General features: G+C 67.4%; 22 protein-coding genes. 7 read left to right on the top strand and 15 right to left on the bottom strand.

The genetic code is table 11. From position 1 onward, the window contains the following. Nucleotides 1-195: 195 nt before the first annotated feature. The 7 genes from AOZ06_RS16415 to AOZ06_RS16385 form a co-directional block, all read right to left on the bottom strand. The gene (locus AOZ06_RS16415; protein ID WP_218922004.1) at nucleotides 196-636 is read right to left on the bottom strand and encodes a hypothetical protein; all 441 of its coding nucleotides are present in this window, start codon (nucleotides 634-636) and stop codon (nucleotides 196-198) included. Between the two features lie 445 nt (nucleotides 637-1081). Continuing rightward, entirely contained in the window at nucleotides 1082-1474 is a 393-nt protein-coding gene (locus AOZ06_RS56320; protein ID WP_054290186.1) for a hypothetical protein, read from the bottom strand. Between the two features lies 1 nt (nucleotide 1475). Next, a complete protein-coding gene (locus AOZ06_RS16405; protein WP_054290185.1) occupies nucleotides 1476-1673 on the bottom strand; it encodes a hypothetical protein in 198 nt (65 codons plus the stop codon). A 346-nt stretch (nucleotides 1674-2019) separates the two neighbouring features. Next, nucleotides 2020-3195, bottom strand: a complete 1176-nt coding sequence (locus tag AOZ06_RS16400) for a magnesium and cobalt transport protein CorA (RefSeq protein ID WP_083471732.1) — start codon at nucleotides 3193-3195, stop codon at nucleotides 2020-2022. A gap of 122 nt (nucleotides 3196-3317) precedes the next feature. Then, complete coding sequence (locus AOZ06_RS16395; protein ID WP_054290184.1) at nucleotides 3318-3773, bottom strand: SRPBCC family protein; 456 nt, start codon at nucleotides 3771-3773, stop codon at nucleotides 3318-3320. Between the two features lie 133 nt (nucleotides 3774-3906). Beyond that, nucleotides 3907-4434 carry an ATP-binding cassette domain-containing protein gene (locus AOZ06_RS59940; RefSeq protein WP_236952447.1) on the bottom strand — a complete coding sequence of 176 codons (528 nt, stop codon included), beginning with the start codon at nucleotides 4432-4434 and terminating at the stop codon, nucleotides 3907-3909. Continuing rightward, nucleotides 4398-5066, bottom strand: coding sequence for an ABC transporter transmembrane domain-containing protein (locus AOZ06_RS16385; protein WP_054290182.1), 669 nt, complete (start codon nucleotides 5064-5066; stop codon nucleotides 4398-4400). The genes AOZ06_RS59940 and AOZ06_RS16385 overlap by 37 nt, the downstream gene beginning before the upstream one ends. Here AOZ06_RS16385 and AOZ06_RS61270 point away from each other — a divergent pair. Continuing rightward, nucleotides 5065-5193 carry a hypothetical protein gene (locus AOZ06_RS61270; RefSeq protein ID WP_257721475.1) on the top strand — a complete coding sequence of 43 codons (129 nt, stop codon included), beginning with the start codon at nucleotides 5065-5067 and terminating at the stop codon, nucleotides 5191-5193. The two genes, AOZ06_RS16385 and AOZ06_RS61270, sit on opposite strands and share 2 nt — an antisense overlap. 417 nt (nucleotides 5194-5610) lie before the next feature. On the opposite strand, the gene AOZ06_RS56315 is transcribed toward AOZ06_RS61270, so the two are convergent. Beyond that, nucleotides 5611-5829 carry a lasso RiPP family leader peptide-containing protein gene (locus tag AOZ06_RS56315; protein WP_157233055.1) on the bottom strand — a complete coding sequence of 73 codons (219 nt, stop codon included), beginning with the start codon at nucleotides 5827-5829 and terminating at the stop codon, nucleotides 5611-5613. Between the two features lie 888 nt (nucleotides 5830-6717). Between AOZ06_RS56315 and AOZ06_RS16375 the strand changes: the two genes are divergently transcribed. Then, nucleotides 6718-7524 (top strand): hypothetical protein, encoded by an 807-nt coding sequence (locus AOZ06_RS16375; protein WP_054290180.1) that lies wholly within the window; start codon nucleotides 6718-6720, stop codon nucleotides 7522-7524. 127 nt (nucleotides 7525-7651) lie between these two features. On the opposite strand, the gene AOZ06_RS16370 is transcribed toward AOZ06_RS16375, so the two are convergent. From AOZ06_RS16370 to AOZ06_RS16360, 4 genes are all read right to left on the bottom strand, one after another. Then, on the bottom strand, nucleotides 7652-7828 hold the full coding sequence (locus AOZ06_RS16370) for a hypothetical protein (protein WP_169798815.1): 177 nt from the start codon (nucleotides 7826-7828) through the stop codon (nucleotides 7652-7654). A 150-nt stretch (nucleotides 7829-7978) separates the two neighbouring features. Beyond that, the gene (locus AOZ06_RS57805) at nucleotides 7979-8314 is read right to left on the bottom strand and encodes a hypothetical protein (RefSeq protein ID WP_169798814.1); all 336 of its coding nucleotides are present in this window, start codon (nucleotides 8312-8314) and stop codon (nucleotides 7979-7981) included. Between the two features lie 195 nt (nucleotides 8315-8509). Beyond that, complete coding sequence (locus AOZ06_RS16365) at nucleotides 8510-9610, bottom strand: winged helix DNA-binding domain-containing protein (RefSeq protein ID WP_218922003.1); 1101 nt, start codon at nucleotides 9608-9610, stop codon at nucleotides 8510-8512. Nucleotides 9611-9615: 5 nt separating this feature from the next. Continuing rightward, nucleotides 9616-10740 carry an epoxide hydrolase family protein gene (locus AOZ06_RS16360; protein ID WP_054290177.1) on the bottom strand — a complete coding sequence of 375 codons (1125 nt, stop codon included), beginning with the start codon at nucleotides 10738-10740 and terminating at the stop codon, nucleotides 9616-9618. Between the two features lie 63 nt (nucleotides 10741-10803). On the opposite strand from AOZ06_RS16360, the gene AOZ06_RS16355 reads away from it, so the two are divergent. Continuing rightward, nucleotides 10804-11760 (top strand): helix-turn-helix transcriptional regulator, encoded by a 957-nt coding sequence (locus AOZ06_RS16355; RefSeq protein WP_054290176.1) that lies wholly within the window; start codon nucleotides 10804-10806, stop codon nucleotides 11758-11760. Nucleotides 11761-11863: 103 nt separating this feature from the next. Here AOZ06_RS16355 and AOZ06_RS53990 read toward each other — a convergent pair whose 3' ends face one another. Next, nucleotides 11864-12598 carry an IclR family transcriptional regulator gene (locus AOZ06_RS53990; RefSeq protein WP_083471731.1) on the bottom strand — a complete coding sequence of 245 codons (735 nt, stop codon included), beginning with the start codon at nucleotides 12596-12598 and terminating at the stop codon, nucleotides 11864-11866. Between the two features lie 422 nt (nucleotides 12599-13020). After that, entirely contained in the window at nucleotides 13021-13959 is a 939-nt protein-coding gene (locus AOZ06_RS16350) for a PLL family lectin (RefSeq protein WP_054290175.1), read from the bottom strand. Nucleotides 13960-15188: 1229 nt separating this feature from the next. On the opposite strand from AOZ06_RS16350, the gene istA reads away from it, so the two are divergent. The 4 genes from istA to AOZ06_RS16330 all read left to right on the top strand — a co-directional run bounded on the left by istA (nucleotide 15189) and on the right by AOZ06_RS16330 (nucleotide 19799). Further along, nucleotides 15189-16889, top strand: coding sequence for an IS21 family transposase (gene istA / locus AOZ06_RS16345; RefSeq protein WP_054296412.1), 1701 nt, complete (start codon nucleotides 15189-15191; stop codon nucleotides 16887-16889). Continuing rightward, entirely contained in the window at nucleotides 16886-17701 is an 816-nt protein-coding gene (gene istB / locus AOZ06_RS16340) for an IS21-like element helper ATPase IstB (RefSeq protein ID WP_083471502.1), read from the top strand. The genes istA and istB overlap by 4 nt, the downstream gene beginning before the upstream one ends. 39 nt (nucleotides 17702-17740) lie before the next feature. Next, the gene (locus tag AOZ06_RS16335; RefSeq protein ID WP_225953009.1) at nucleotides 17741-18619 is read left to right on the top strand and encodes an NYN domain-containing protein; all 879 of its coding nucleotides are present in this window, start codon (nucleotides 17741-17743) and stop codon (nucleotides 18617-18619) included. Nucleotides 18620-19235: 616 nt separating this feature from the next. Beyond that, nucleotides 19236-19799: a TetR/AcrR family transcriptional regulator gene (locus tag AOZ06_RS16330; protein ID WP_225954816.1), complete on the top strand. Its 564-nt coding sequence runs from the start codon at nucleotides 19236-19238 to the stop codon at nucleotides 19797-19799. 553 nt (nucleotides 19800-20352) lie between these two features. Here AOZ06_RS16330 and AOZ06_RS16325 read toward each other — a convergent pair. Then, the gene (locus tag AOZ06_RS16325; RefSeq protein WP_054296686.1) at nucleotides 20353-21312 is read right to left on the bottom strand and encodes an NAD-dependent epimerase/dehydratase family protein; all 960 of its coding nucleotides are present in this window, start codon (nucleotides 21310-21312) and stop codon (nucleotides 20353-20355) included. Between the last annotated feature and the right edge of the window lie 693 nt (nucleotides 21313-22005).

Genomic DNA, 22005 nt, shown 5'->3' with positions numbered 1-22005 from the left:
CCACTGCGACCAGGACGGGCCGGTGCCGCTGCAGGTCGAGAATCAGATGCAGATAACCAGATTGCGATGAACATCGACAGCGTGAGCAGTGGACCAGCGCGTAGCCACCCGGGTGGCTCGGGCGGCTACGCGCGGCCGTTGGTCAACCTGCGGTTCGGCGCAACAACTCAGGCGCACGAGGTGCATTGCACCCCATCATGAGTGGTAGACCTTGACGTTCCAGTCGGCCACCCACCTGCCGTCGCCGAAGTCAAGCGCAGCCTTGCACTTGTAGGTGTCACCGTCGCACCACAAGCCGGTGACCCGGACAGGGCTTCGCGGTTCCGCGCGGTTCGTGTGATGAACCCGGACACTCCAGTCGGCCACCCAGCGACCGTCACCGAACTTGAGGTTCGCTGTGCACTTGTAGGTGTCGCCATCGCACCGCAGCCGCGTGACCGGCACCATGGCCCTAGGCTCCACCCGGGCGTGGTAGACGTTGGCACTCCAGTCGGCCACCCACCCGCCGTCGCCGAAGTCGAGTGCGGCCGTGCACCTGTACGTGTCACCGTCGCACGACAACCCTGTCGTGGGAACCGGGTCTCTGGTGTCCTGCGAGTCGGCTACCGCGGGACCCGCGGAAACCAATGCCGACACTGCAACACATGCGGCGACCGCAATTCTCTTGAGTTTCATGCCTTCAACCATCACAGCGGCACACCCGGATGGACAGGCCCGTCATCCCGTGGTGCACCAGAATAACCACCCGGAATGACGGCACGACGACACTCCCTCACCGACCGTCGCGGAGCACGGCGAGCGCGCACCCCGACTTCTCACGCATCCACCATTTTGTGCGCTGACACCAAGCCGGGAGTAGTCGCGATTGCCGAGTTTGGCAACGTCACCGACCTGGGTGAGCGCAGCAGGTAGTGACAGATTTCCGCCCTCACCATCCACAAGTGACACTTCTATGAGAAAGACCCGACCGGCACTCATCGATGATGAGACACACTCGAAGTCCAAGAACTCACCCTCGGCTACCAGGCCGGAGCGACGGTGCATGAACTCGGCGACCGGTTCGGCATCGAATGGCGAACTATCAGCAGCATCCTTCACCACCACCACGTACCGGTGCGCCGCCGCAGCCTCTCTCCCGTTCACTCAACGTCCTCGGCACGAGGCGGGCCAGTATGCCGGCGCCTCGTTTCCCTGCCGCGACAGCTCCTTGCGAACTGCCGTTGAAGTACAGGATTCCCTCGGGGATGTGGACCGTGAAGCCGCCATGATAGTGATTGTTCTTGGAGCCGAACTCCCTGCTGTAGGCCGTGGACCGTACCCCGGACTCTGGCGTGGCGATCTTGGGAACGAGGAGCGAATGGACCTCGGCAGTCCAGCCAGGTTTCGCTGGCTCCCAACCGGTGGCGGCGTCCTTGAGCTTTTGTTTGGCGGCCGCGTCAACGTAGAGGCGTTCGCCGACGAACCTCGTGTCCAAGTCAGTTCTCGTGTAATGAACCGTACCGGTTGAACGGGTGCGCCTGCGCAGCTGCGGAAGCCTGCTCCTGACCAAGATACGAAAGGTGACACGGGTACTCGGCAAACGACGGGCAATATTGCTGGTCGGGGGCGGGATCTGCCTCCTGCTCATCCTCGTCGGAACGGTCACCGACATCGTCGACGGTGGTCTTCCACACAGGAAAATTCGCCGGAGCCCGTGCGCTGATGCTTCTCCAGCTGCTCAGCTCTGGCCAAGGCCGCAGGGAGGTGGTGCAGATGGGGCCAGACAACGGCTGGGCGGGTAATGGCACCACCGCTGGTGCTGCTCTCGTTCTACGCCGTGGACCTCCACCAGCAAGCGATCCGGATGGCAACCGCCCGATGACTGGACATCGCAGTCGTGGCAGCAGGCTCGTCCGCCCGTTCCGCCACGTCTCGGCGGCCCTGCCAGGACAGACTGCAGGTGGCCGGCCGCATGCGTCGCTTCCAGCGCATCTCGCACACGGGCAACCCACTGCCGGTCCAGTTCGCCATCGCAGCCGGTCAAGGTCCGCCGCTGGTCGGCGCCCGCCCGGCACCGAACGTGATCTGTATGACGATGAGCGAGAGCCACGCGACGACCAGCAGGACGACCCAGATCACCGTCCTGCCGGAACCGAGCCAATGATTGCGTTTGAGAGCCCGGTAAACCGCCAGACACGCCAGCAGGATCACACCCAGCGCTACCGGATACCCGTAGGTCCAGCGCAGTTCGGGCATGAGGTCGAAGTTCATGCCGTACACGCCGACTGCCATCGTCGGCACCGCGATCACCGCCGCCCATGCGGTGATCTTGCGCATGTCGTTGTTCTGCTGCAACGTAATCTTCGCCAGCGTGGCGTCTACCAGGCTGTTGAGCAGTTCGTCCGCCCGCGTCACCCGCTCGGACACGATCGTCAGGTGATCGTCCACATCACGGAAGTACGAGCGCACTTCGGCGGGCACCAGCGCCAGATCGCCGTCGACCAACCGGCGCAGCGGCAGCGACAATGGGGCGATCGCCCGCCGCAGCTCCAGCACTTCCCGCTTCATCAAGTACATCTGCTCAGCGCCCAGCGGACTGCCCGGCGCGAACACCACGGCCTCTGTCTCCTCGATGTCGCGCTCGAACAGATCGCTGACATCCAGGTATTCGTCCACGACGCGGTCGGCGATGGCGTGCAACACCGCCGAAGGCCCCAACGCCAACCGTTCCGGCAACTCCTCCAGTTCCCGGCGCAACCCACGCAGGCCCGAATGGTCACCGTGGCGCACAGTCACGATGAAATCCGGGCCGAGGAACGCCATGATCTCGCCGGTCTCGACGATCTCGTTGGCGCGGCTCGGCGACTCGTGCGCCACATAGTGCACGGTCTTGAGCACCGTGAACACCATGTTGTCGTAGCGGTCCAGCTTCGGGCGTTGATGTGCGACCACCGCGTCCTCGACCGCCAGTTCGTGCAGACCATAGGTCTCCGCGATGCCTTGGATCTGCTCGGCGGCAGGTTCGTACAGTCCGATCCAGACAAAGCCCTGTCCGCGCCTGCGCACCTCGGCGATTGCCTCATCGTGTGACCAGCGGCCCGGCAACCGCCGACCGTCGACATATACCGCGCAGTCGACCACATAGGCCGAGATCGGAACCGGCAACGGCTTGTCCGGAGGTTCGGGCGCCGTATCCCCCGGCGGTCTGATCGGCATACGCCTCCCTCATAGACGGCATGATCACAACCCGCTCCAGTATCGCGTGCTCAACAGGTCATCCGCGACCGTCTGATGTCCCTATGCGTTGTGGGGCACTGCGCGCTCACCGATACCCTGGGTTACTGCACGGCGAGGGCTGCGAGTCGGGCGAGCGAGGCCTGCAGCTTCTCCGGGGTGGTCGCCCGGGCACGCCGATACCGGTTCTCGTCGGTCAACGCTGTCCAGTCGTATGTGTGGGTTACCCGGGTCGATGAGGAGTCGATGGGCTCCAGTTCCCATCGCCACAAGTGGCCCGGCGGCTCCTGTCCCTGCTCGGAAGGTCGCCAGGCGATGCGGCGTCCTTCGTCGAACTCGACCACGTGGTTGTCACGGATGGCACCGTCATGGGTGAGCGTCATGGTGAACACGTCCCCGACGGCGTGTACTCGCTGCCCTGTGGTCGCTTCCGCCAGGTTGTCGTTGCCATCCCAGTGCGGCTGCCGCGCCGGGTCGGCGATGAGCTCGAAGATCTGTGCGGCCCCGGCCGAAATCTCACGGCTGGCGCTGACGATGCGCGTGTCCGGGTGGTCGGTCATCGATCCATCAAAGCACACGTGTGGACGAACGTGGCCTCCCGCCACTCGCTGACCATCCACCTGCGCCCCGGCCCGTGAGCACGGCCAGGCGTGCCCTGGTGAGGTGGGCGGATAGTGGTCTCCACGGAGCCTTTCAACGCTTGGCTGACGTCGGAAGTGCTGGCGTGTGGGGACCGTTCGGGAGCGTGGTGGTGCGGCCCTGGTCGAGGATGATGACGGTGTCGGCGAGATGGATGGTGCCGTCGCGGTGGGCGATGACGAGCAGTGCACTGTGGTTGGTGATCGGGCGAACGGCGTGCGTGAAGGCGGCTTCGTTGGCGGAGTCGAGGTGGGACGTGGGTTCGTCGAGCAGCAGCAGGGTGGGCCGCGGGAGCGGAGCGCGGGCGATGGCCAGTCGTTGGCGTTCTCCCCCGGAGAGCGTGGCGCCGTGGTCGCCGACCGGTGTTTCCAGGCCGTCGGGGAGCCGGTCGACCATGTCGGTGAGGTTGGTCAGGGCTAGGACGTGGTGGATCTCGTCGTCTGTGGCGTGGGGGGGCGGTGCAGGTGATGTTGTCGCGCAGGGTGCCGTGCAGGATGGGGTTGTTTGCTCCACCAGGCCGATACGTTGTCGCGCTTGGGCGATGGTCAGGTCGGTGTGCAGGTCTTGCCCGTTGAGCAGAATGCTGCCGCCGTCGGGGTCGTAGAAGCGTTCGATGAGGGCGAGGATGGTGGATTGCCCGCTCCTGATCGGCCGACGAGGGTCACGTGCCCGTGTTGCGGGACGGTGAAGGACACGCCGCGCAGCACGCACCGGCTGGGGTGGTAACCGAACCAGACGTCGCGTAGTTCGAGCGCGGGCGGTGGCGTGTGTGAGTCGTTCGGCGAGGTTGTGGTCGCAGGGCTCGTGGTTTTCCTCGGGCGTGCCGGTCCGGGTTTGAGTTCGCAGGTTTCTTGGGGCAGGTTGGTCATGTCGTGCACGCGCCGCAACATAGCCAGTCCTCTTTGGAGGGTGGCAGCGAGGTCGAACAGACCGGCTGTGGGCATGGCGACGTAGAGCGGGAACGCCACCAGTTCGGCCAGGGTGAGTTGGCCGTGGGCCACCCGCAGGCCGCCGACGATCAGGACGATGATGAGCGATCCGTGCGCCGACAGGGTGACCGCGGGTCCGGCGATGGAATCCAGCCGGGCGGCGCGGAGGTTGTCGTGGTACGTCGCAGGGGCCCGGTCGGCGATGCGTGCGTGTTCGCGGTCTTCGGCGCCCATGGCGCGCACAGTGCGGATGGCGGTGAGGGCACGTTCGAGTTCGGCGGACATGGTGGAACAACAGGCATCCGACCAGTCGCTGCTCGTCGACACGGGCGTCGGTCAGCGCGGCCAGCACGTCAGCTCGATCGGCGGCCACCTCGATGCCATCCATGCGGGCGTGGAACACTCGCCGTAGCCCCGAAGCGCTGCCCTGCACCCGAACCGCCCCATCCACGCTCGCGGCGACGTGAAAACTACCCGGGAGCGCGGCCACCGCGCGATCGAGCTCCACGGTGCCGGTCGTACGCCCGGCGATCCGCATCATCTCCTGCGCCGACACGGGGCAACTGCCCAGCAGCGCCACCGCGACGCGACCCGCAAACCCCATCACCAGGTCTGCCGGATCCCACCATCCGATCAGCCACGGCCGGCCAGACGGGTGCTCGACGCGTCGGGCCACTGTGTACGGACCCAGCCCGGCTCCCAACGCCGAGGCCACGGCGAGTGCGGACGCGCAGTCCGGGAAGGACGACGAACCACTCCTCGCCGTGGCCCTCAACGCCGGGCGACAGTCCACCGTTCACAACCGCCGCCTTCGCTGCTCGTCAGGGCTTCAGGCCGCGGGCCGCAGGCGATTGCGGGAATCCCCGCGCCTGCCGAGGAGTCCACGGGTCAGCGTGGCGAAACCGCCGACCTGGCGCAGAACCGGCTTGACGTACTCCGGCGACTTCGAGCCTACCTCGTCGGCTTCCGGGCACGGAGTGCGTGCGGTGGCAGGTTTTCGACGGAACGCCGGGCGGGTCTGCGGCGAGCCATACAGGTAAGTGTCCATCTGGGAGTTGGTCACCAGATCTATGGGCGCGGCAAGGACACGCACATCATGGTGCCCGGCTGGCCCTACTCGGTGATCGTCACCCTGGAAACGGGACGCGGGTCCTGGACCGCGCCATTGGACGCGATCCGGCTCGGCCCCGGCGATGACGCCGCGAGCGTGACCGCCTCCCAGGTGCGGGGCGTGGTCGACCGACTGATCCACGCTGGGCACTGGCGGCCGAGTGATCCGGACATCCTGCTGATCGCCGACGCTGGCTACGACGGCCCCCGTCTGGCGCACGTGCTGGCCGACCACCGTGCTGGTGCGGATGCGTTCCGACCGGGTGCTGCGCCGCCCCGCACCCCTATCCACCTGGCATCACGCCACGACGTCCACACCGTCACCAGCACCAACACGCGAAACCCGGCACTGGCAAGAAGAAGTCCACCGACCCACGACCTCGCCAAACAGGATGAAACTCAAACCAGGCACCTGGGCGGAAGCTTTGATAGTGCAGGTCCGGCAGAAGCGCCAATCCCGGACCGACCAAGGGCAGGCACCTCGGGAAAGACAGCGCCGCAGGGCGATGACCGTGCCGGGACCTCTTTACCGGTTGGCCGTACGGTAGTTCGTCAGGGTGTGATGCCAGCGCATCCCAACCATGTGACGGCGCCGGTCCGTTCCTGTGCGGCCTGGGCTGACATGGGGCGGGGAGATCTCGCACGTCAACGGCGAACCACTCGTGATCGCCAACCGCCAGACCGGCGCCGTCTTCCCGGCGGTGGTCCCAAGACTGCCCTAATGGACGGCCAGCTGGCCCGGCTTGTCACTGGCCTGGCGTGGCCGGGTACGGGATAGTGTGGTCCGCTTCCGGCCGGTGCGGCTGGGGCGCCCGAGCAGCAACTCGTGCTGTGGCCCGACGGTCGGGCGCTGATCGCCCCGCCAGTCAGCGCCGACGCCGCCACGCTGTTCGAGGTGGCACAGCCGGTCGAGCCCCAGGGATTCGGCGCGGTCACAGGTACGTCCCGATCCTGGCAGCGCGTGCGGGACGCGAGCCTGTCCGGCTTGTTCCGGTCGGGTGTCTACCAGCTCGGTACCTATCCGGTCTCCCGGTTCATGGGAGTCACGCTGCCGGCCAACAGCCGGATCCGTTTCGCCAACCCGGCCTGGCCGAACCAGTGGAAGTTCAAGCCAGGGCTGCCAAGGGACACCCGGCTGTTCGAGGTCTACGTGGAAGGGACCAAGAAGTTCTTCGCCTGGGACGCGCACGCCACGCCCGCCGGCTCCAAGGTCCCGCATCCCTTCTACCACGTGAACCAGAAGGGCATGTCCAACGGCCTGTTCAACGCGGCGGACATCAGCCCGATCGCGGCACGGGACATCCGGATGGCCCGAGGCATCCGGTACGCCCGGATCGGTGGCCGGATCTTCCTCGTTGCCGGCGTCGCCGTCGACGCCTTCACGCTGGGCGAGTCCATCGGCGAGAGCGTCGACCGCGGAACGCCGAGGCCCGCGGCCGCGCAGGCGCTACGCATCGCCGGAAGCTGGGGCGGGGCGTGGGCCGGTGCGAAGCTAATGTGCGCCGGCGGCGCACTGGCCACGGCCGAGACCGGCCCCGGCGCCGCCCTGGGCTGTCTGGCCGGCGGCGTCATCGGTGGTTTCGCGGGATACTACGGCGCCGACTGGCTGGCCGACATGATCGAGCCGAACTGACCGGCAGCCCGTGTGTCGTTGTTGCGCCCCAGCAACTTCACGATGACGGGCACAGTGGCACGATCCGCTGGCCGCGGTGCGCGACGTCTTCGCACGCTGCCGAGCTCTGCGGCGCAGTTCTGAGTGTCTAGACGTTGCTGCCGAGCAAGTCGCGGAGGTCCGTCCGCGTGAGGCGTTGTGCGGGATCCGCGATGTTGCCGGGCATCTGGATTCCTTCGCCGCGGAGCAGGTCCTCGGGGATGTCTGTCCGCGTGGGATCAGCCCATCGGAGGCCGGAACTCACCGTGCCCCTGGTGGTCGACACGCGCCAGGGGTGGCGCACTGGCCGCAACTGGCGAGGTGACTGCCAACCGGGACCGGGTGGCTGCCGATCACGGCCGCGAGATCGCCGTAGGTGGTCCATCGTGTGGCAGGAATGGCGTTCAGCAGCGCGTACAGATCCGTCCAATCGCGACTAGTACCCGCCGCCACCGAGACGAGCTGGACAAGGTGCTGCCCCCAACGAGTTCCACTCGGCCGGGTCGACACCATCCGGGACCTCGTCCCCGTCGACAGTCCACCAGGTGGTGCCCTGGATCCCATCAGGCGTGCGGCCGGTCACCGCGGTGAACACGTGGTTGGCCAATCCAGTGGGACTGCGGGCCTGGTCATCCGCGTCCCCACACCACTGGTTTGCTGGTCGAGATTTCGGCTGGACCGGCTGGAGGTGTGCCGGGATCCGGCGCAGCACTGAGACCGCGAGGGACCTCATCTCCGCCGGAGCCGGTGCGTCGGCGACGGAGGCGGACATGTTCCCCGAACTCGGAGCAGTTCAGCATGCCGCTCGGCTGCACGGCCATCCAGCCAAGTGTTCAGGACGCGCGCCACGACCCTCGTGCTGACGCGCGGCCTCGTCGGCTTCTGGTTGAACCGACGAGGCCTTGGTGCGATCAGGCGGCTTGGGCCCGTCTGATCGCACCCCACGCGGAGGCAGGGGCGCGGGCACTTACTCCTCCACCACGAGCAACTCCACGTCGCGGACCTCGGCGTCGGGAGCGAGGAAGTCGAGTAGCTGAGCCGCCTCCGCCTCGACCGCGTCGGCGGTCGCGGCGGGCAGCGAACGGTACGTCCGGACGGTCAGGGCGGCGACCCCGCCGGTGTGGCTGAACGTCCATTCGCCGGCCGTGACGCCGTCGATGAGGACCGCTTGGGGGACCGGACCGTGCGGGCGGAAGGAGAGGCGCTTGAACTCGTCGGTGATGACCCGGCTGCGGTCGGCGTAGGAGAGCATCAGGTTGTCGAAGTCGTAGAGGAATCGCGGTGGGGCGGGCGTGTCGGGATCGGGTCGCGGTGCGTCCGGAAGATCGAACAGCTCGCTGCCGTCCGCTCCGCGGAGCGCCAGCAGGTCCATGCTGTCGACGATCTCGCGTAGCCGCGTCAGGCCTGACCACGTCTGGAGGTCCTTGACCGTCGCCGGTCCGAACGCCCCGAGGTAGCGGCACACCACGTCGGCGACCGTCGCGCCGTCGGGACGCTCATCGCCCAGCCAGCTCTCGGCGCTGACGTGCGCGATCGGGCCGCTGCGTGCCCACAGTCCGCGCGGCGGTACCTGCACGAGCGGCAGTTGGTTGCGTATCGCGTAGGCCAGCGTGGCGGCGGGCCGGTCCGGCCATCGCTCGTTCAGCAGGGTGCCGAGCGCGCGGGACGTGCGCGGCTGCGTCAGCAGCTCGCGCCCCGCCTCGACGAGCGCGGCGACGTCCACTCCGCGGATGGCGCGGCCGTGAACATGGTTGGTGAACAGGTCGCGGTCGAGCACGGGTTGCATGAGCGGGCGCAATCGCCACGCGTCGGATGCCGTGACCAGGTGGATGGTGGAGCGCATCAACGCCAGGCGCACCAGCGCCCTGCCGGTGATCAGGTCGACGGCGACGTCGGGCTGGAAGCCGGCGACGCGGCTCCACAGCCCGACGTACCAGCTGTGCGGCGTCTGCGCCTGGAGCCCGACGAGGTGCTCGACCACGTCGGGCACCGAGCGTTCGGTGCGCTGCAGCAACAGCTGGCGGGCCAACGTCGCGCGGTTGAGGGCCCGCAGGCCTAGTGTGATCACGCCGGTCAGCCCGCCGTGCCCGTGAAGAACCGCCGCAGATCCCCGACGAGCAACTCGGGCACCTCGTGCGCCGGGTAGTGGCCACCACGGCCGAACTCGGTCCAGGACACGATGTTGGCGTGGTCGCGGTGTGCGAACCGCTTGATTCCCGAGAAGTCGTACGCGAACGCGGCGAGCGCCAACGGTACCGTTGTCGGGCCCTGCGGCATGTCGGCTTCCTGAGTGTGCTTGTCCTCCCAGTAGAAGCGCATCGACGACGCCGTGGTGCGGGTGAACCAGTAGATCGCGACGTTGGTGAGCACGAAGTCAGGATCAACGCCGTCCCCGAAGAGCTGGTAGCTCCAGGCGAGCTGGCCCGCCGGTGAGTCGGCGAGCGCGTGCGCGAGGTTCTGCGGCTGTGTCGACTGCAACTCGTTGTATCCCATCTTGTCGGCGCCGAACTCCTGCAGGCGGGTCAGCTCGGCCAGCTCGTCCTCGGGCATGCCCGCGAACTCGGCCGGGTCGCCGGACGGGAACGAGTAGATCTGGTCGACGTGCACGCCGGTCACGTGATCGGGATCCACGCGTCCCAGCTCCGGCGCGACCAGCGCCCCCGCGTCGTTGCCGTGTGCCCCGTATTTGTCGTAGCCGAGACCGGCCATGAGCCGCGCCCACGCGCGTGCCGTGCGGTAGCGGTTCCAGCCGCCTTCGGTGGTCGGCCCGGAGAACGCGAACCCGGGCAGCGACGGGATCACCACGTGGAAGGCCTGCTTCGGGTCGCCGCCGTGCGCGGCCGGATCGGTCAGCGGCCCGATGACGTCGAGGAACTCCACGAAGGAGCCGGGCCAGCCGTGCGTGAGGATGAGCGGGAACGCGTCGGGCTCCGCGGAGCGGACATGCAGGAAGTGGATGGTCTGCCCGTCGATCACGGTGGTGAATTGCGGGATGTCGTTGAGGCGCTTCTCGACCGCGCGCCAGTCGAAGTCGTCGCGCCAGCGGCGAACGAGCTCACGGATCGGATCGACGCGCACGCCGTAGTCACCGCTCACGCCGGCGGGAAGCTCCTCGGTGAAGCGCGTGCGGGCGAGCCGGTCGGCGAGATCGTCGAGGTCGGCCTGGGGCACGTCGATCTTGAACGGGTTGATCTCCATGGTGGCGACGCTACTCACCAATCCGGCATGATCCGTTCCTGATTGTAGGGCAGAATCCGAAGAATGTTGGAGACCTCCGCCAGGCTCCTGCGACTGCTGTCTCTCCTGCAGTCGCGCCGCGACTGGACCGGACCGGAACTGGCCGTGCGCCTCGGCGTCGGCGAGCGGACGGTGCGCAACGACATCGAACGGCTCCGGTCGCTCGGCTATCCCGTGGACTCGACCCGCGGCGCGGCCGGGGGCTACCGGCTCGGCGCAGGTGCCGCGGTCCCGCCCCTGCTGCTCGACGACGACGAGGCCGTCGCGATCGTGCTCGGCCTGCGGGCGGCCACCGGGCTCACGGCGATCGAGGAGATCTCGTTGCGCGCACTGGCCAAGATCGAACAGGTGCTCCCGCGCAGGCTCCGCCGCCGCGCCGCGGCGCTCACCGAGTTCGCCATGCGAGTACCGGCGGACACCCCAGGCCCCGAGATCGACGCCGACGTGCTCACTGCCCTCGCGGCGGCCTGCCGTGACACCGAGCGGGTCCGCTTCGACTACCGCACCCACCGCGGCGCCGACACCCGCCGTGACGTCGAGCCCTACCGGCTGGTCGTCTGGGGCCGGCGGTGGTATCTGCTGGCATGGGACACCGAGCGCGTGGACTGGCGGACATTCCGCGTCGACCGGATGAGCCCGCGAACCCCGTTCGGCCCGCGCTTCACACCTCGCTCGTTGCCGGCCGACGACATCACCGCGTACGTGTCACAGCGGGTCTCGTCCGCCGCGTGGCGCTACCGCGCCGAGGTGGTCGTGCATGCGCCAGCGAGCGAGGTGGCGCCCCGTATCCCACCCACGGCCGGGCACGTGGAACCGCGCGACGCCGATACCTGCGTGCTGCACACCGGGTCTGACTCGCTCGACTCACTCGTGGCCCACATCGGTCTGCTCGGGATGGACTTCGACGTGACCGGGCCACCGGAGCTGATCGAGCGGATCAAGGTGCTGGCCGGTCGCTACACCCGCGCGACGCCGGACTAAGTGGCTGTTTCGCGAGGCATTCCCGTATCGGTTTTGTGACGGTGGCCGCGAATGAACGAGGCCCAATCTGCTGGTGAACTGGGCGCTGGCCAGTCGGCCGAATTCACCCGTGGCAGGAAGGCAATCGCGCCAAATTGGCAGTGATCATGCCAGCGAACCGCCGAACTGCTGGGGCGAGTGCCGCCAGCCTCCTTTCGTCGAGCACTGCCAAGGCCAGGGCGGCGACGACGCGTCCAGATGGCGCGTGGATGGGGGCTCCCATGCAGCACGCGCCCCAGGGCCCTGATTTCGTGTAGTCGAAGGCCATTCCCTGATCGAAGGCGCGGGAAACCACTCGCTTCCACGCCGCTGCGGAGTACCCGTCGGGCGGCGGCACGCCAGGTGTGCACGTCGCGGAGACGATGTCTACCGCACATCCGTGCGGCAGTAGTGTGCCGACCCGCCAGGGCAGGATTTCATCCAATTCACCGCGTCTGCAACTGATGAGGGTGGACCGCTCTGCTTCCTGCACAGACAAACCCACGCTCGCCTGGCCCGTTACCGCAGCGAGTTGCCGGAGTGGCTGTCTCGAAGCGGCCCGTAATGCCGGAACAGGATCCCATGCCTGCCCCAATCGGAAGACGCGCGCCCCGACACGGTATCGCCCAGCTTCACGCCGGACCGCCCCCAGCTCCGCCAACTGGAGCAGAAGCCGGTGCACGGTTGCCTTGGGCAAGCCGGTGGTGGCAGCCAGTTGGGTCAAACCGGCCTCACCCGCTCGAGCGACTTCCTCCAGCACGAGGAAGGCACCTTCCAACACCCTTCGCCCATGTTGTCCAGATTTCGATCCACTCCCCATCGGACTCACCCTCTTCGCCGAGGCCAAACCGCTTCCCGCGCAGCAGGGCCGCCGTCGCCCAACCGTGTGTTCCGCCGCCGGCCCGTAGCTGCTCGGGTAGATCGCTCCAGCCCACACCTCCCCACTGGGTCATGGCAACCCATCGGCCCGTCGCCGTCCGGGGCGCGTCACGATCGTGCGGACGACTGTGTCCAGCGCACCCCGGGCGGGCTGGATCGTCCGCATGACTTCACACCGCAAACCGGCGCCGGCGACACGACCGGGGTATAAAACGCCCGCCCGGGGGAACAGATTGAGGATCAAGCCGCGCCCTACACAGCGCATCCAAGGTGCTTCCGCAGTATGCGACCTGGTGGCTGCAAAGCCGGAAATAGTCATTGAGTGGCGGGGGCATACCTAGGCAGGCCCCCGCTCGGCGACCGCTACCCCAGCGCGGGCGCGAGGTCAGTCCGCCGGTCGTTCAACGGCTGCTGAGGCAACCAGGTGCCGCCGCTCATCCGCGACCAAGATACGTGGTTGTCCGCACCGGTCCCTCGCCATGCCATTGCCAGCACACCGGTGGGATGACTGGCCAGCGCTGGTGCGCCGTCGGTCCGGCGGTCAGTGAGCGGTTGCTGCGGCTCCCATCCTGATCCGGTGAACCGCGACCACCAGATCAGGCTGTCCGGCCCCACCCCCCGCCACGCCATCACCAACTGGCCCGCGGCATTGGTGCCCAGTGCCGGAGTGAAATCCGTCCGGCGATCGGTCACCGGCTGCTGCGGTGACCACGAGGTGCCGTTGAACCGCGACCACCAGACGTGGTTGTCCGCGCCCACACCCCGCCACGCCATCACCAGCTGACCGTTCGCGGCCCGTCCCAGCGCCGGTGCAGCGTCAGTCCGCCGGTCGGCCAGCTGCTGCTGTCCCGACCATCCCGCCCCGGTGAACTGTGACCACCAGATGTGGTCGTCCGGACCCGTGCCCCGCCACGCCATCACCAGCCTGCCCGCGGCGTCCAGGCCCAGTGCTGGAGCCAGATCCGTCCGCCGGTCGTTCAACTGCTGTGGCGGTGACCATGAGGTGCCGTTGAACCGCGACCACCAGACGTGGTTGTCCGCGCCCACACCCCGCCACGCCATCACCACTTCACGATCACCGGCCACGCGTGCCAGCGCCGGTGCAGCGCCGGTCCGCCGGTCCGTCAGCGGCTGCTGTCCTGACCAGGTGTTCCCGTCGAGCTGTGACCACCAGATCAGGCTGTCCGGCCCGGCACCTCTCCACGCCATCATGGTGCCGGTGGCTGCAGCCTGAGCTGATGCGTCGGCCACCGCTGGCACCGTCACGGTGCCGACCGCCAGGGCGCCGAGCACCGCGCCCACTATCGCGAGTCTCTTCACTTCTGGTCCCCCTCAGCGGTGGCCGACCCGGACGCAGTCCTCGTGACCAGTGTGGCCGCAGCCAAAACGCCCGTGATCAGTGAACCCAATCGCATATGATCCTCCGCTATTTCTTCGGATCCACATCGGAGTCTTTCGCACAAAAGAGTGCACCGGTTGAGCGACGGAAGGAAGATTTCGGTCCGCTCAGTGGAACCCCGCCGCTGGAACATAAGGCGGTGTCTGACCGCGCGCCGCCATTCGATGGCCAACGTGGACGACAGCTGGGAAGGAACGATCCGGTCGAGCAATCGCTGTCTGGTAGCGAAGTCCGCTGCATAGTCAGTACGAGCCTGGGCTCGCCGCCGCCGGCGTTCTCGATCGTCTTGCCGGTCGGTTCGCCGAGCACACCATCTGCCGTCGACCGGGAGCCGTAGCCGAAGTCCTGTTTGGATACTCAAACTATTGTGTTCTGAGTGGACCCACGCAGTTCCCGTTCGAGCGGCAGTTGCGATGGTTCGGGGCTACCGTTCGGTCCGGGGCAGGGGCGTTGTCGAGCGCTATGAACGGAATGTGCGCGGTGACGCAGGCTCCCCGTGTGGTGGCGTGGGGTGCGCCGTGGTGGGCGGTGTCGACGCGGCGGGCGATCGACAGGCCGAGGCCAGTGCCGCCGGTATCGCGGGTACGGGCGTCGTCGAGGCGCCTTCAACACGACCGCTACGGCGGACCGGAGGTGATGCGGCTCGCTGAGTTCGAGCCACCACGACCGGGTCCGGATGAGGTTCACGTCCGCGTCCGGGCGGCGGCTTCCGACGCGCTGGACCGGAAGATGCGCACCGGCGAGATGAAGCTGATGACCGGTCGCTCCTTTCCCTGGGCGATGGGCACGACTTCGCCGGAGTCGTCGAGGCGGTCGGCGCAGCGTCACCGCCCGAAGGCCGGCGACGCGGTACTCGGCGTGGCTCGGTTCCGGCAGGGGGGCGTTCGCCGAGATGGTGACGGCCTCGGAGAAGGCGGTCGTGCTCAAACCGGCGGACTGTTTATGCCGGTTAGTTCTGGCCCCTGTTGTCCGGTGAGTTTCGGCCCCACCGATCGTCGTTCAACGAGTTTTGGCCCCACCTCGTCCTTTGTAGACACGCCCACGATGGGGTGAAGGACCGTCGCTCACCCGTTCGGACCTCAACGATGGGCGCCTCACATCTACGCGGTCGTGTCGGAGGCCGGAGTTGTCGTTGTCGCGTGTCGAGCTGTTCGAACGCATACGCCGTGATCGGCGGCTGGAGCCGGACGTGTCGGTCCGGACGCTGGCCGAGCGGTACCAGGTGCACCGCAGGACGGTGCGGGAAGCGCTGGCCAGCCCCGTGCCCAAAGAGCGTAAGAAGCCGCCCCCTCGTCGTTCGGTGCTGGAACCGGCCTACGGGTTGATCGACGAGATGCTGATCGCGGATCTGTCCGCGCCGCGCAAGCAGAAACACACCTCCGCGCGGATCTACCAGCGGCTGATCAGCGAGCACGGGTTCACCGCGGCGGGCCGCACCACGGTCTACACCTACATCGCCCGGCGACGCCCGGAACTGGTCGGTGAGCTGCGGGAACGGCAGCGCCACCTGGAGGGGATGGTGCCCCAGCAGCATCTGCCCGGTGAGGAGGCCGAGGTCGACTTCGCCGACGTGTGGGTACGGGTCTCCGGCCAGGTGATGAAGTGCCACCTGTTCACACTGCGACTGTCCTATTCGGGCAAAGCGGTGCACCGGGTGTTCCTGTCCGAAGGACAGGAGGCATTCATGGAAGGCCACGTGGAGGCCTTCCGGGCGCTGGGCGGCATCCCGATCCGGCACATCCGCTACGACAACCTCAAACCCGCCGTCCAGCGGGTGTGTTTCGGCCGCAACCGGATCGAGTCACAGAACTGGGTGAAATTCAGGTCCCACTACGGTTTCGACGCGTTCTACTGCATCCCCGGCAAAGAAGGCGCGCACGAGAAAGGCGGCGTCGAGCAGGAAGGCGGCCGGTTCCGCCGCACGCACCTGGTCCCGGTCCCGGACGTCGTGAGCCTGGCCGAGCTCAACGAGCGGATCGCCGAGATCGACCGGGCCGAGGACAACCGGGTCCTGCACAACCAGCGGGTCACGGTCGGGTTCAACTTCGCCTACGAGGCCGATCTGCTGGCGCCGCTGCCGTTCGACGACTTCGACACCGGCACCACGCTGACCCCGAAGGTCGGCCGGGACGCGCGCATCACCGTGCGCCAGTCGCACTACTCGGTCCCGGCGAGGTTCATCGGCCGCCGGGTGCGGGTCTCGCTGCGCGCCAACGACGTCGTCGTGTTCGACAAGGCGACCGTGATCGCCCGGCACGCCCGGATGACTCGCCGCGGCGAGTCGCACGACCAGCTCGATCACTACCTGGAGATCCTGCTGGGCAAGCCCGGCGCGCTGGCCGGGTCGACCGCGTTGGCCACCGCCCGCGCCGAGGGCAGCTTCACCGCGACCCACGAGGCGTTCTGGTCCGCGGCCCGCGCCGCACACGGTGACGGCGAGGGCACCAAGGCGCTGATCGAGGTGCTGTTGCTGCACCGCAGGCTGCCCGCCGAGGCGGTCATCGCGGGCATCACGACCACGCTGCATGCCGGGTCGACCAGCCCGGACCTGGTCGCGATCGAGGCCCGCAAAGCCGCGCACGACGCCGGCCGCGCTCTGCTGGACGAGCGTGACCTGGCCGATCTGGGCCTGGACACGGTGGTGATCCCGGTGATTACCGACGACATGCCCGACCCGCGCCTGCACGCGCCTCCAGCGCCCGCGCCGCAACCATCGGGCGCATCGGTGATCTCCCTGCACACCAAACGCGAACTGCCCGCGTCCTCGAGTCCGCTGCCGTCGGTGGCGATCTATGACCAGCTGCTGCGCCGCACGAAAGGCACCACGGCATGACCGCCACCCTCCCCGCCAGCGTCACCACCACCCACACCGTCCCCGCGGCCGCGCCCGGCGTCGACAGCCTGGACGCCGTGATCGACCAGGCCTGCCGCACCCTGCGCCTGCCCACGATCGGCGCCCGGTTCGAGGAGCTGGCCGCCGCGGCCATGCGCGAGCAGGCCACTTACAAAGGCTTCCTGCTCACCTTGCTGGACGCCGAATGCGAGCACCGCGACGAGCGCCGCAAGACCCGACTGGTCCGCGAAGCGCACTTCCCCCGCGCGAAACGGCTGGACGACTTCGACTTCACCGCCAACCCGAACGTCGTCCCCGAGGTCATCCACACCCTGACCGCGCCGGGCTGGGTCACCGCCGGGCAGCCGCTCTGCTTGATCGGCCAATCCGGCACCGGCAAATCCCACCTGCTGATCGGTATCGGCACCGCGATCGCCGAGGCCGGGCTGAGGGTCCGCTACACAACCACCGCCAACCTGGTCAACGAACTCGTCGAAGCCGCCGACGAACGCCAGCTCACCCGGGTCCTCAACCGCTACTCCAAAGTGGACCTGCTGTGTTTGGACGAGTTCGGCTACCTCGACCTGGACAAGGCAGGCGCGAAACTGCTGTTCCAGGTGTTCACCGACAGGGAGGAACGCAGCGCCATCGCTGTCGCGTCCAACGCTCCATTTTCCGAATGGAACCAGACCTTCGCTGACAAGCGACTCTGCTCGGCCATCGTCGACCGGCTCACCTTCAACGGCACCATCATCGAGACCGGCACCGACTCGTTCCGGCTGCGCGCCACCCAGCAACGCCTCCTCGGCTGACGCCCGCCCCACACCCACGCCGACCCGAGACGGATTCTCTTGGCGACACCCACGCCGCACGACAGCACCGAGCCGGTCAACGAAGCGGTCCGGATGATCCGAGACGCGGAAGCCCAACACCGCAGGATGTTCGGGAAATGGCGCGACGATCCGCGGGCACGAGCCGACCAGATCGGGCTCTTCTTGGACTTCGAGAATCTTGTGCTCGGCGCGACCGCCAGCCTGCCCGACCGGGCCGAACCGATCCCCGACCGGGCGGTGACCTGGCTCTGCCGGGCTTACGGCGCCGCCACCACCCGCCGCGCCTACGCCGACTGGGCCGACACCCGCTTCGGCCGCTACCAGGCCGTGCTCGAACGCAACGGCGTCGACCTGGTCCAGATCGGCCACGGCCCGGCCCGCAAGAACGGCGCCGACATCCGCATGACGGTCGACGCCATGGAAACCCTGATCACCCACCCCACCGTCGAGGCCTTCGTCCTGGTCACCGGCGACTCCGACTTCTCCCCACTGGTCACCAAACTGCGCGAGTTCGGCAAGCACGTCATCGGCGTTGGCGCGGAAACCGCGGCCAGCGTCCGCCTGGTCTCAGTCTGTTCGGAATACAAGCTCTGGGGCTCGATCGTCGCCCGGGTCGACCCGCCAGCCGAACCACCGACACCTCCCGCGCAACGCGGCTCCCGGCTTGCTGACGCCGAGGCGCTGCTGGTCACCGCGATGCGACAGATCCCCACGAAGTCACCAACGGCTTCCCAGCTCAAGGCCAAAATGGTCGCGCTGGACCCGTCGTTCGACCAGGCCCGCTACGGCTGCAGCACCTTCCGCGACCTGCTGACCAAGCTCGGCCACCGGATCCAAACCACCGGTCGATCCGGACAAGACATCAGGCTCGCGTTGATCGAGCCAACCAGCAGCTAACCAGCCAGCAACAGCGAAGGTCCTGTCCTCGACGAGGAGCAGGACCTTCGGCACGCGCACCCTGAAATGTGATGGGCCGGCTGCTCACGGACCACCTTGTCGGAGGGGCCCGTGAACACCCGGCTGCGACAACTTAGACGTCCACGTCGTTCCGACTGGGCACGCACCACGCGGCAGTCACGAACTTCACCCATCCAGGGGTGGGGCCCAAACTCGTTGAACGACCTCGGACACACACTCAGAACTCACCCCGGGCCAACCGCCACCGGGGCCCGATCAGACCGAACCGCCGGAGCCAGAAACGACCGGCAAAAACAGGCGGACCTTTCGTACGAGCAGGCCGCCGCCCAGGAGACAGTTGACGGCTACTACGTCCGCCCGGACTTCGTCCATCACTCTCTGAACGGGGACATCGCGGTCTTCATTGATGGCCCCGTACACGACTCCCTCCACCAAGCCGAGTTGTCCCGATCCGCAGGGAACCGGGGATGTCGAGATCGATGACGAGCGCGCGCATGTCCATCGAGGACTCCACCACGGATTAGCGGACCGAAAGTCCGTTTAATGCACGGCAGCATAGGCGGACCGACGGTCCGTCTATGTGGAGGGGATGCCGATGGTGCAGCAACGCGCCGACGCGATCCGCAACCGCCGTGCAGTGCTCGATGCGACTGAGCAACTGCTGGCCGAAGGCGACGGCGAACACGTGTCGCTTGATCGCGTGGCAGCTCTTGCCGGGGTCGGGAAGGGCACCGTGTTCCGCCGCTTCGGCAACCGCGCCGGACTGCTGCAGGCGTTGCTTGAGGAACGATCTCGCGAGCTACGCGAAGCGATTCAAAACGGCCCCCCGCCGCTGGGGGCTGGAGCACCCGCCCGGGAACGACTGCTCGCGTTCCTCGACCAGCTGGGCGCGATCGCCGAGGGCAACGCCGTCCTGCTGTCCGCACATGATCAAGCCTGTGCCGAGGACAAGTACGACGACCCCAGCTACCGGTTCTGGCACCGCCACCTCAGCACCCTCTTCACCGAAGAACGCCCCGATCTCGACACCGATTTCCTGGCTCACACGGTGCTCGCCGCCTTCAACGGCGACCTGATCCGACACACGACACCGCCAGACGACCCTCGGCGCTTCACCCATTCCATCCAGCAGATGGTCGCGGCGCTGCTCGATAGCTAGCGGGCCCAGTGCAAACCGAGGCACGAAACGCATCCGCAAGTTCGTACGCTGACTGTGGAGCCGCCTGGGTATCTGACGTACCCGTTTGGTGTGTCGTCTCCACCAGCCTGAGAGCAGGGTTGGTAGCAACCAGACCTTGCCAGTCTCAGACCGTGCGGCCCCTGGTTCGCAGCTACTAGAATCCAAGCGGCACAGGGTAGAAGTCGGCGACCACAGCGGACGCCAGCCGCGTCGCCCTTCGGATAGTTCAGTCAGTCCCAGCGTTCTCGCCGACTCTTCGATGCAGCGGCGCGTCGGTCAGTGTGAACAACATGTCAGACCGAGCAGCCCGCCCCCGGCACAATTCCCGGCGGAGACTGGACGATCCCTCGACCGCGTCGCCGGATCGACATCGTGCACCTGACCACCGCAGCCCCGGGACCGATCGTCACTGGTGTCGCAAGAGGAATGATCGACCAGGGGTTGTTCTCGTGATCAACCTCGGATGTGCCCGCCTCCCCGCAGGCCCGTCTGCGTTCCCTGTGGTCGTGACTACGATACTCTCCCGCCACGATCACCAACCAGGCACACGTCCTTGGGCCGCAAGCCATTCGACGGCCTCGCGTACCGCGTCCAGGGACCCGTACCGCGGCCGGTAGTCCAGCAACCGCCGCGCCTTCGCGATACTGCTGTTCGGACTGTGCGCGATGTGATCCCAGGTGAGCCTGGCGGCCTCGGCGTCGACTGTCCCGCACCACTGTTCCCACGGCAGGTACGTCAGGTTCGCCTCCTTGCCGTACCAACCGGCGACCGACTCGGCGAACCCGCGCAGGGTCAAGGCAGCGGGTGACACCACATGAATGCTTTCTCCCAACGCGACCGACCGATTGGCCATCGCCGCCACAAACGACTGCGCCACATCGTCGGCGTGCACGTGGTGCAGCGTCTCCATTCCCAGATTCGGCAGCGCCACTTCGCCACCGGTGGCGAGCTTGCGGTAGACATCCAGGTCCAGATTGCCTGCGGGGTTGACAGGCACCCAGCCCGGCCCGCTGATGTGCCCCGGGTGCAGCAGCGTCACCGGAAAACCGTGCCGCTGAGCCTGGCCGAGCAGGTACGTCTCGATCTCGGCCTTGCGCACGCCGTACTCGCCGAACGGGCGGCGAGGCGCGTCTTCCGTCGTGGGCACGGCCACACTCGGCCCATGAACCCACAGGGTGCCGCAGTGCAGGAAGTGCCGCACCCGGCCACGCAATGCCTCAACCAGGTGCCGGGCGCTCTCGACGGTGAAACAGATGAGGTCAATCACCACGTCCGGTTCGAGGTCACGCACACGGGGCCCGAACGTGCCCGCCCGCTCCTCCGCGACCCGGTCCGCAACGATTGTCGTCACCCTCCGCCACGCCCCATCTGGCCGGTACGGCGTCGCCTTCCCCCTGGTCAGGACGGTCACGTCGGCTCCAGCCGCGACCAGTCTCGGCACCAGGTAACCGCCGATGTGCCCAGTACCACCCAACACCACCACGCGCGTCATCCGTCGATCCTCTCCGCCGAGCACGATCACGTCCAGCCGATCGCGCGCCGCTCTGCACGAGAACACTCCGAACGGGCCGCTGAAAACGGTAGTCGATCGAAATGGCTGGTGTCTTGGCTTGTTGAAGGGTTTGGTGTGTTGGTCACCCGGTTCGAGCCGCTTCGCCGGAAGGATGACAGGTGTGACACTGCGACGTGCGCCTCGCAGACCGATCTGTCGCGCTTGACGGCAGAGTCCTGTCAGGACCGGGGTTGCGCCGGATCCGCTTTACGGGTGCCGCATCGGGTTGTGCGCGGATGAGCCGTTCGCTGATATCGGGCGCCGGTGGGTGCCGCGCTGCGAGTCCGTGCAGTTCCGCTTTGCCGGGTACGCAGGTGTAAAGGGATGCCGTACCGATGCCGAGCGCTTGGGCCGGTGCGTGCAGCGGCAATGTTTCTGGTCCGGCCCGGTCGGGCTGGCTTGTCGCGGCGTCGACGGTCCGGGTGGGGTCGAGCCGCGGGCGCCGGCGTGGGGGGTGGGGGTGGGCGGGCCGTCCCCGAGCAGCGCCATCGTGCGCCAAGGCGTCACCACGTCCTGTGTGTTCCTTGTGACGCCAGCTTCTTGCCCTAGTTGGACCGCGAAAGAGCTATCCCTTGTCTGCCTTGCCGTCGAATCGACGATGTCCTCCCCTTCCGCACCGCGCTCGGGTTCAAC

Source organism: Kibdelosporangium phytohabitans, from assembly GCF_001302585.1.
Lineage (GTDB): Bacteria > Actinomycetota > Actinomycetes > Mycobacteriales > Pseudonocardiaceae > Kibdelosporangium > Kibdelosporangium phytohabitans.
This window is presented reverse-complemented; position numbering and strand designations above follow the sequence as displayed.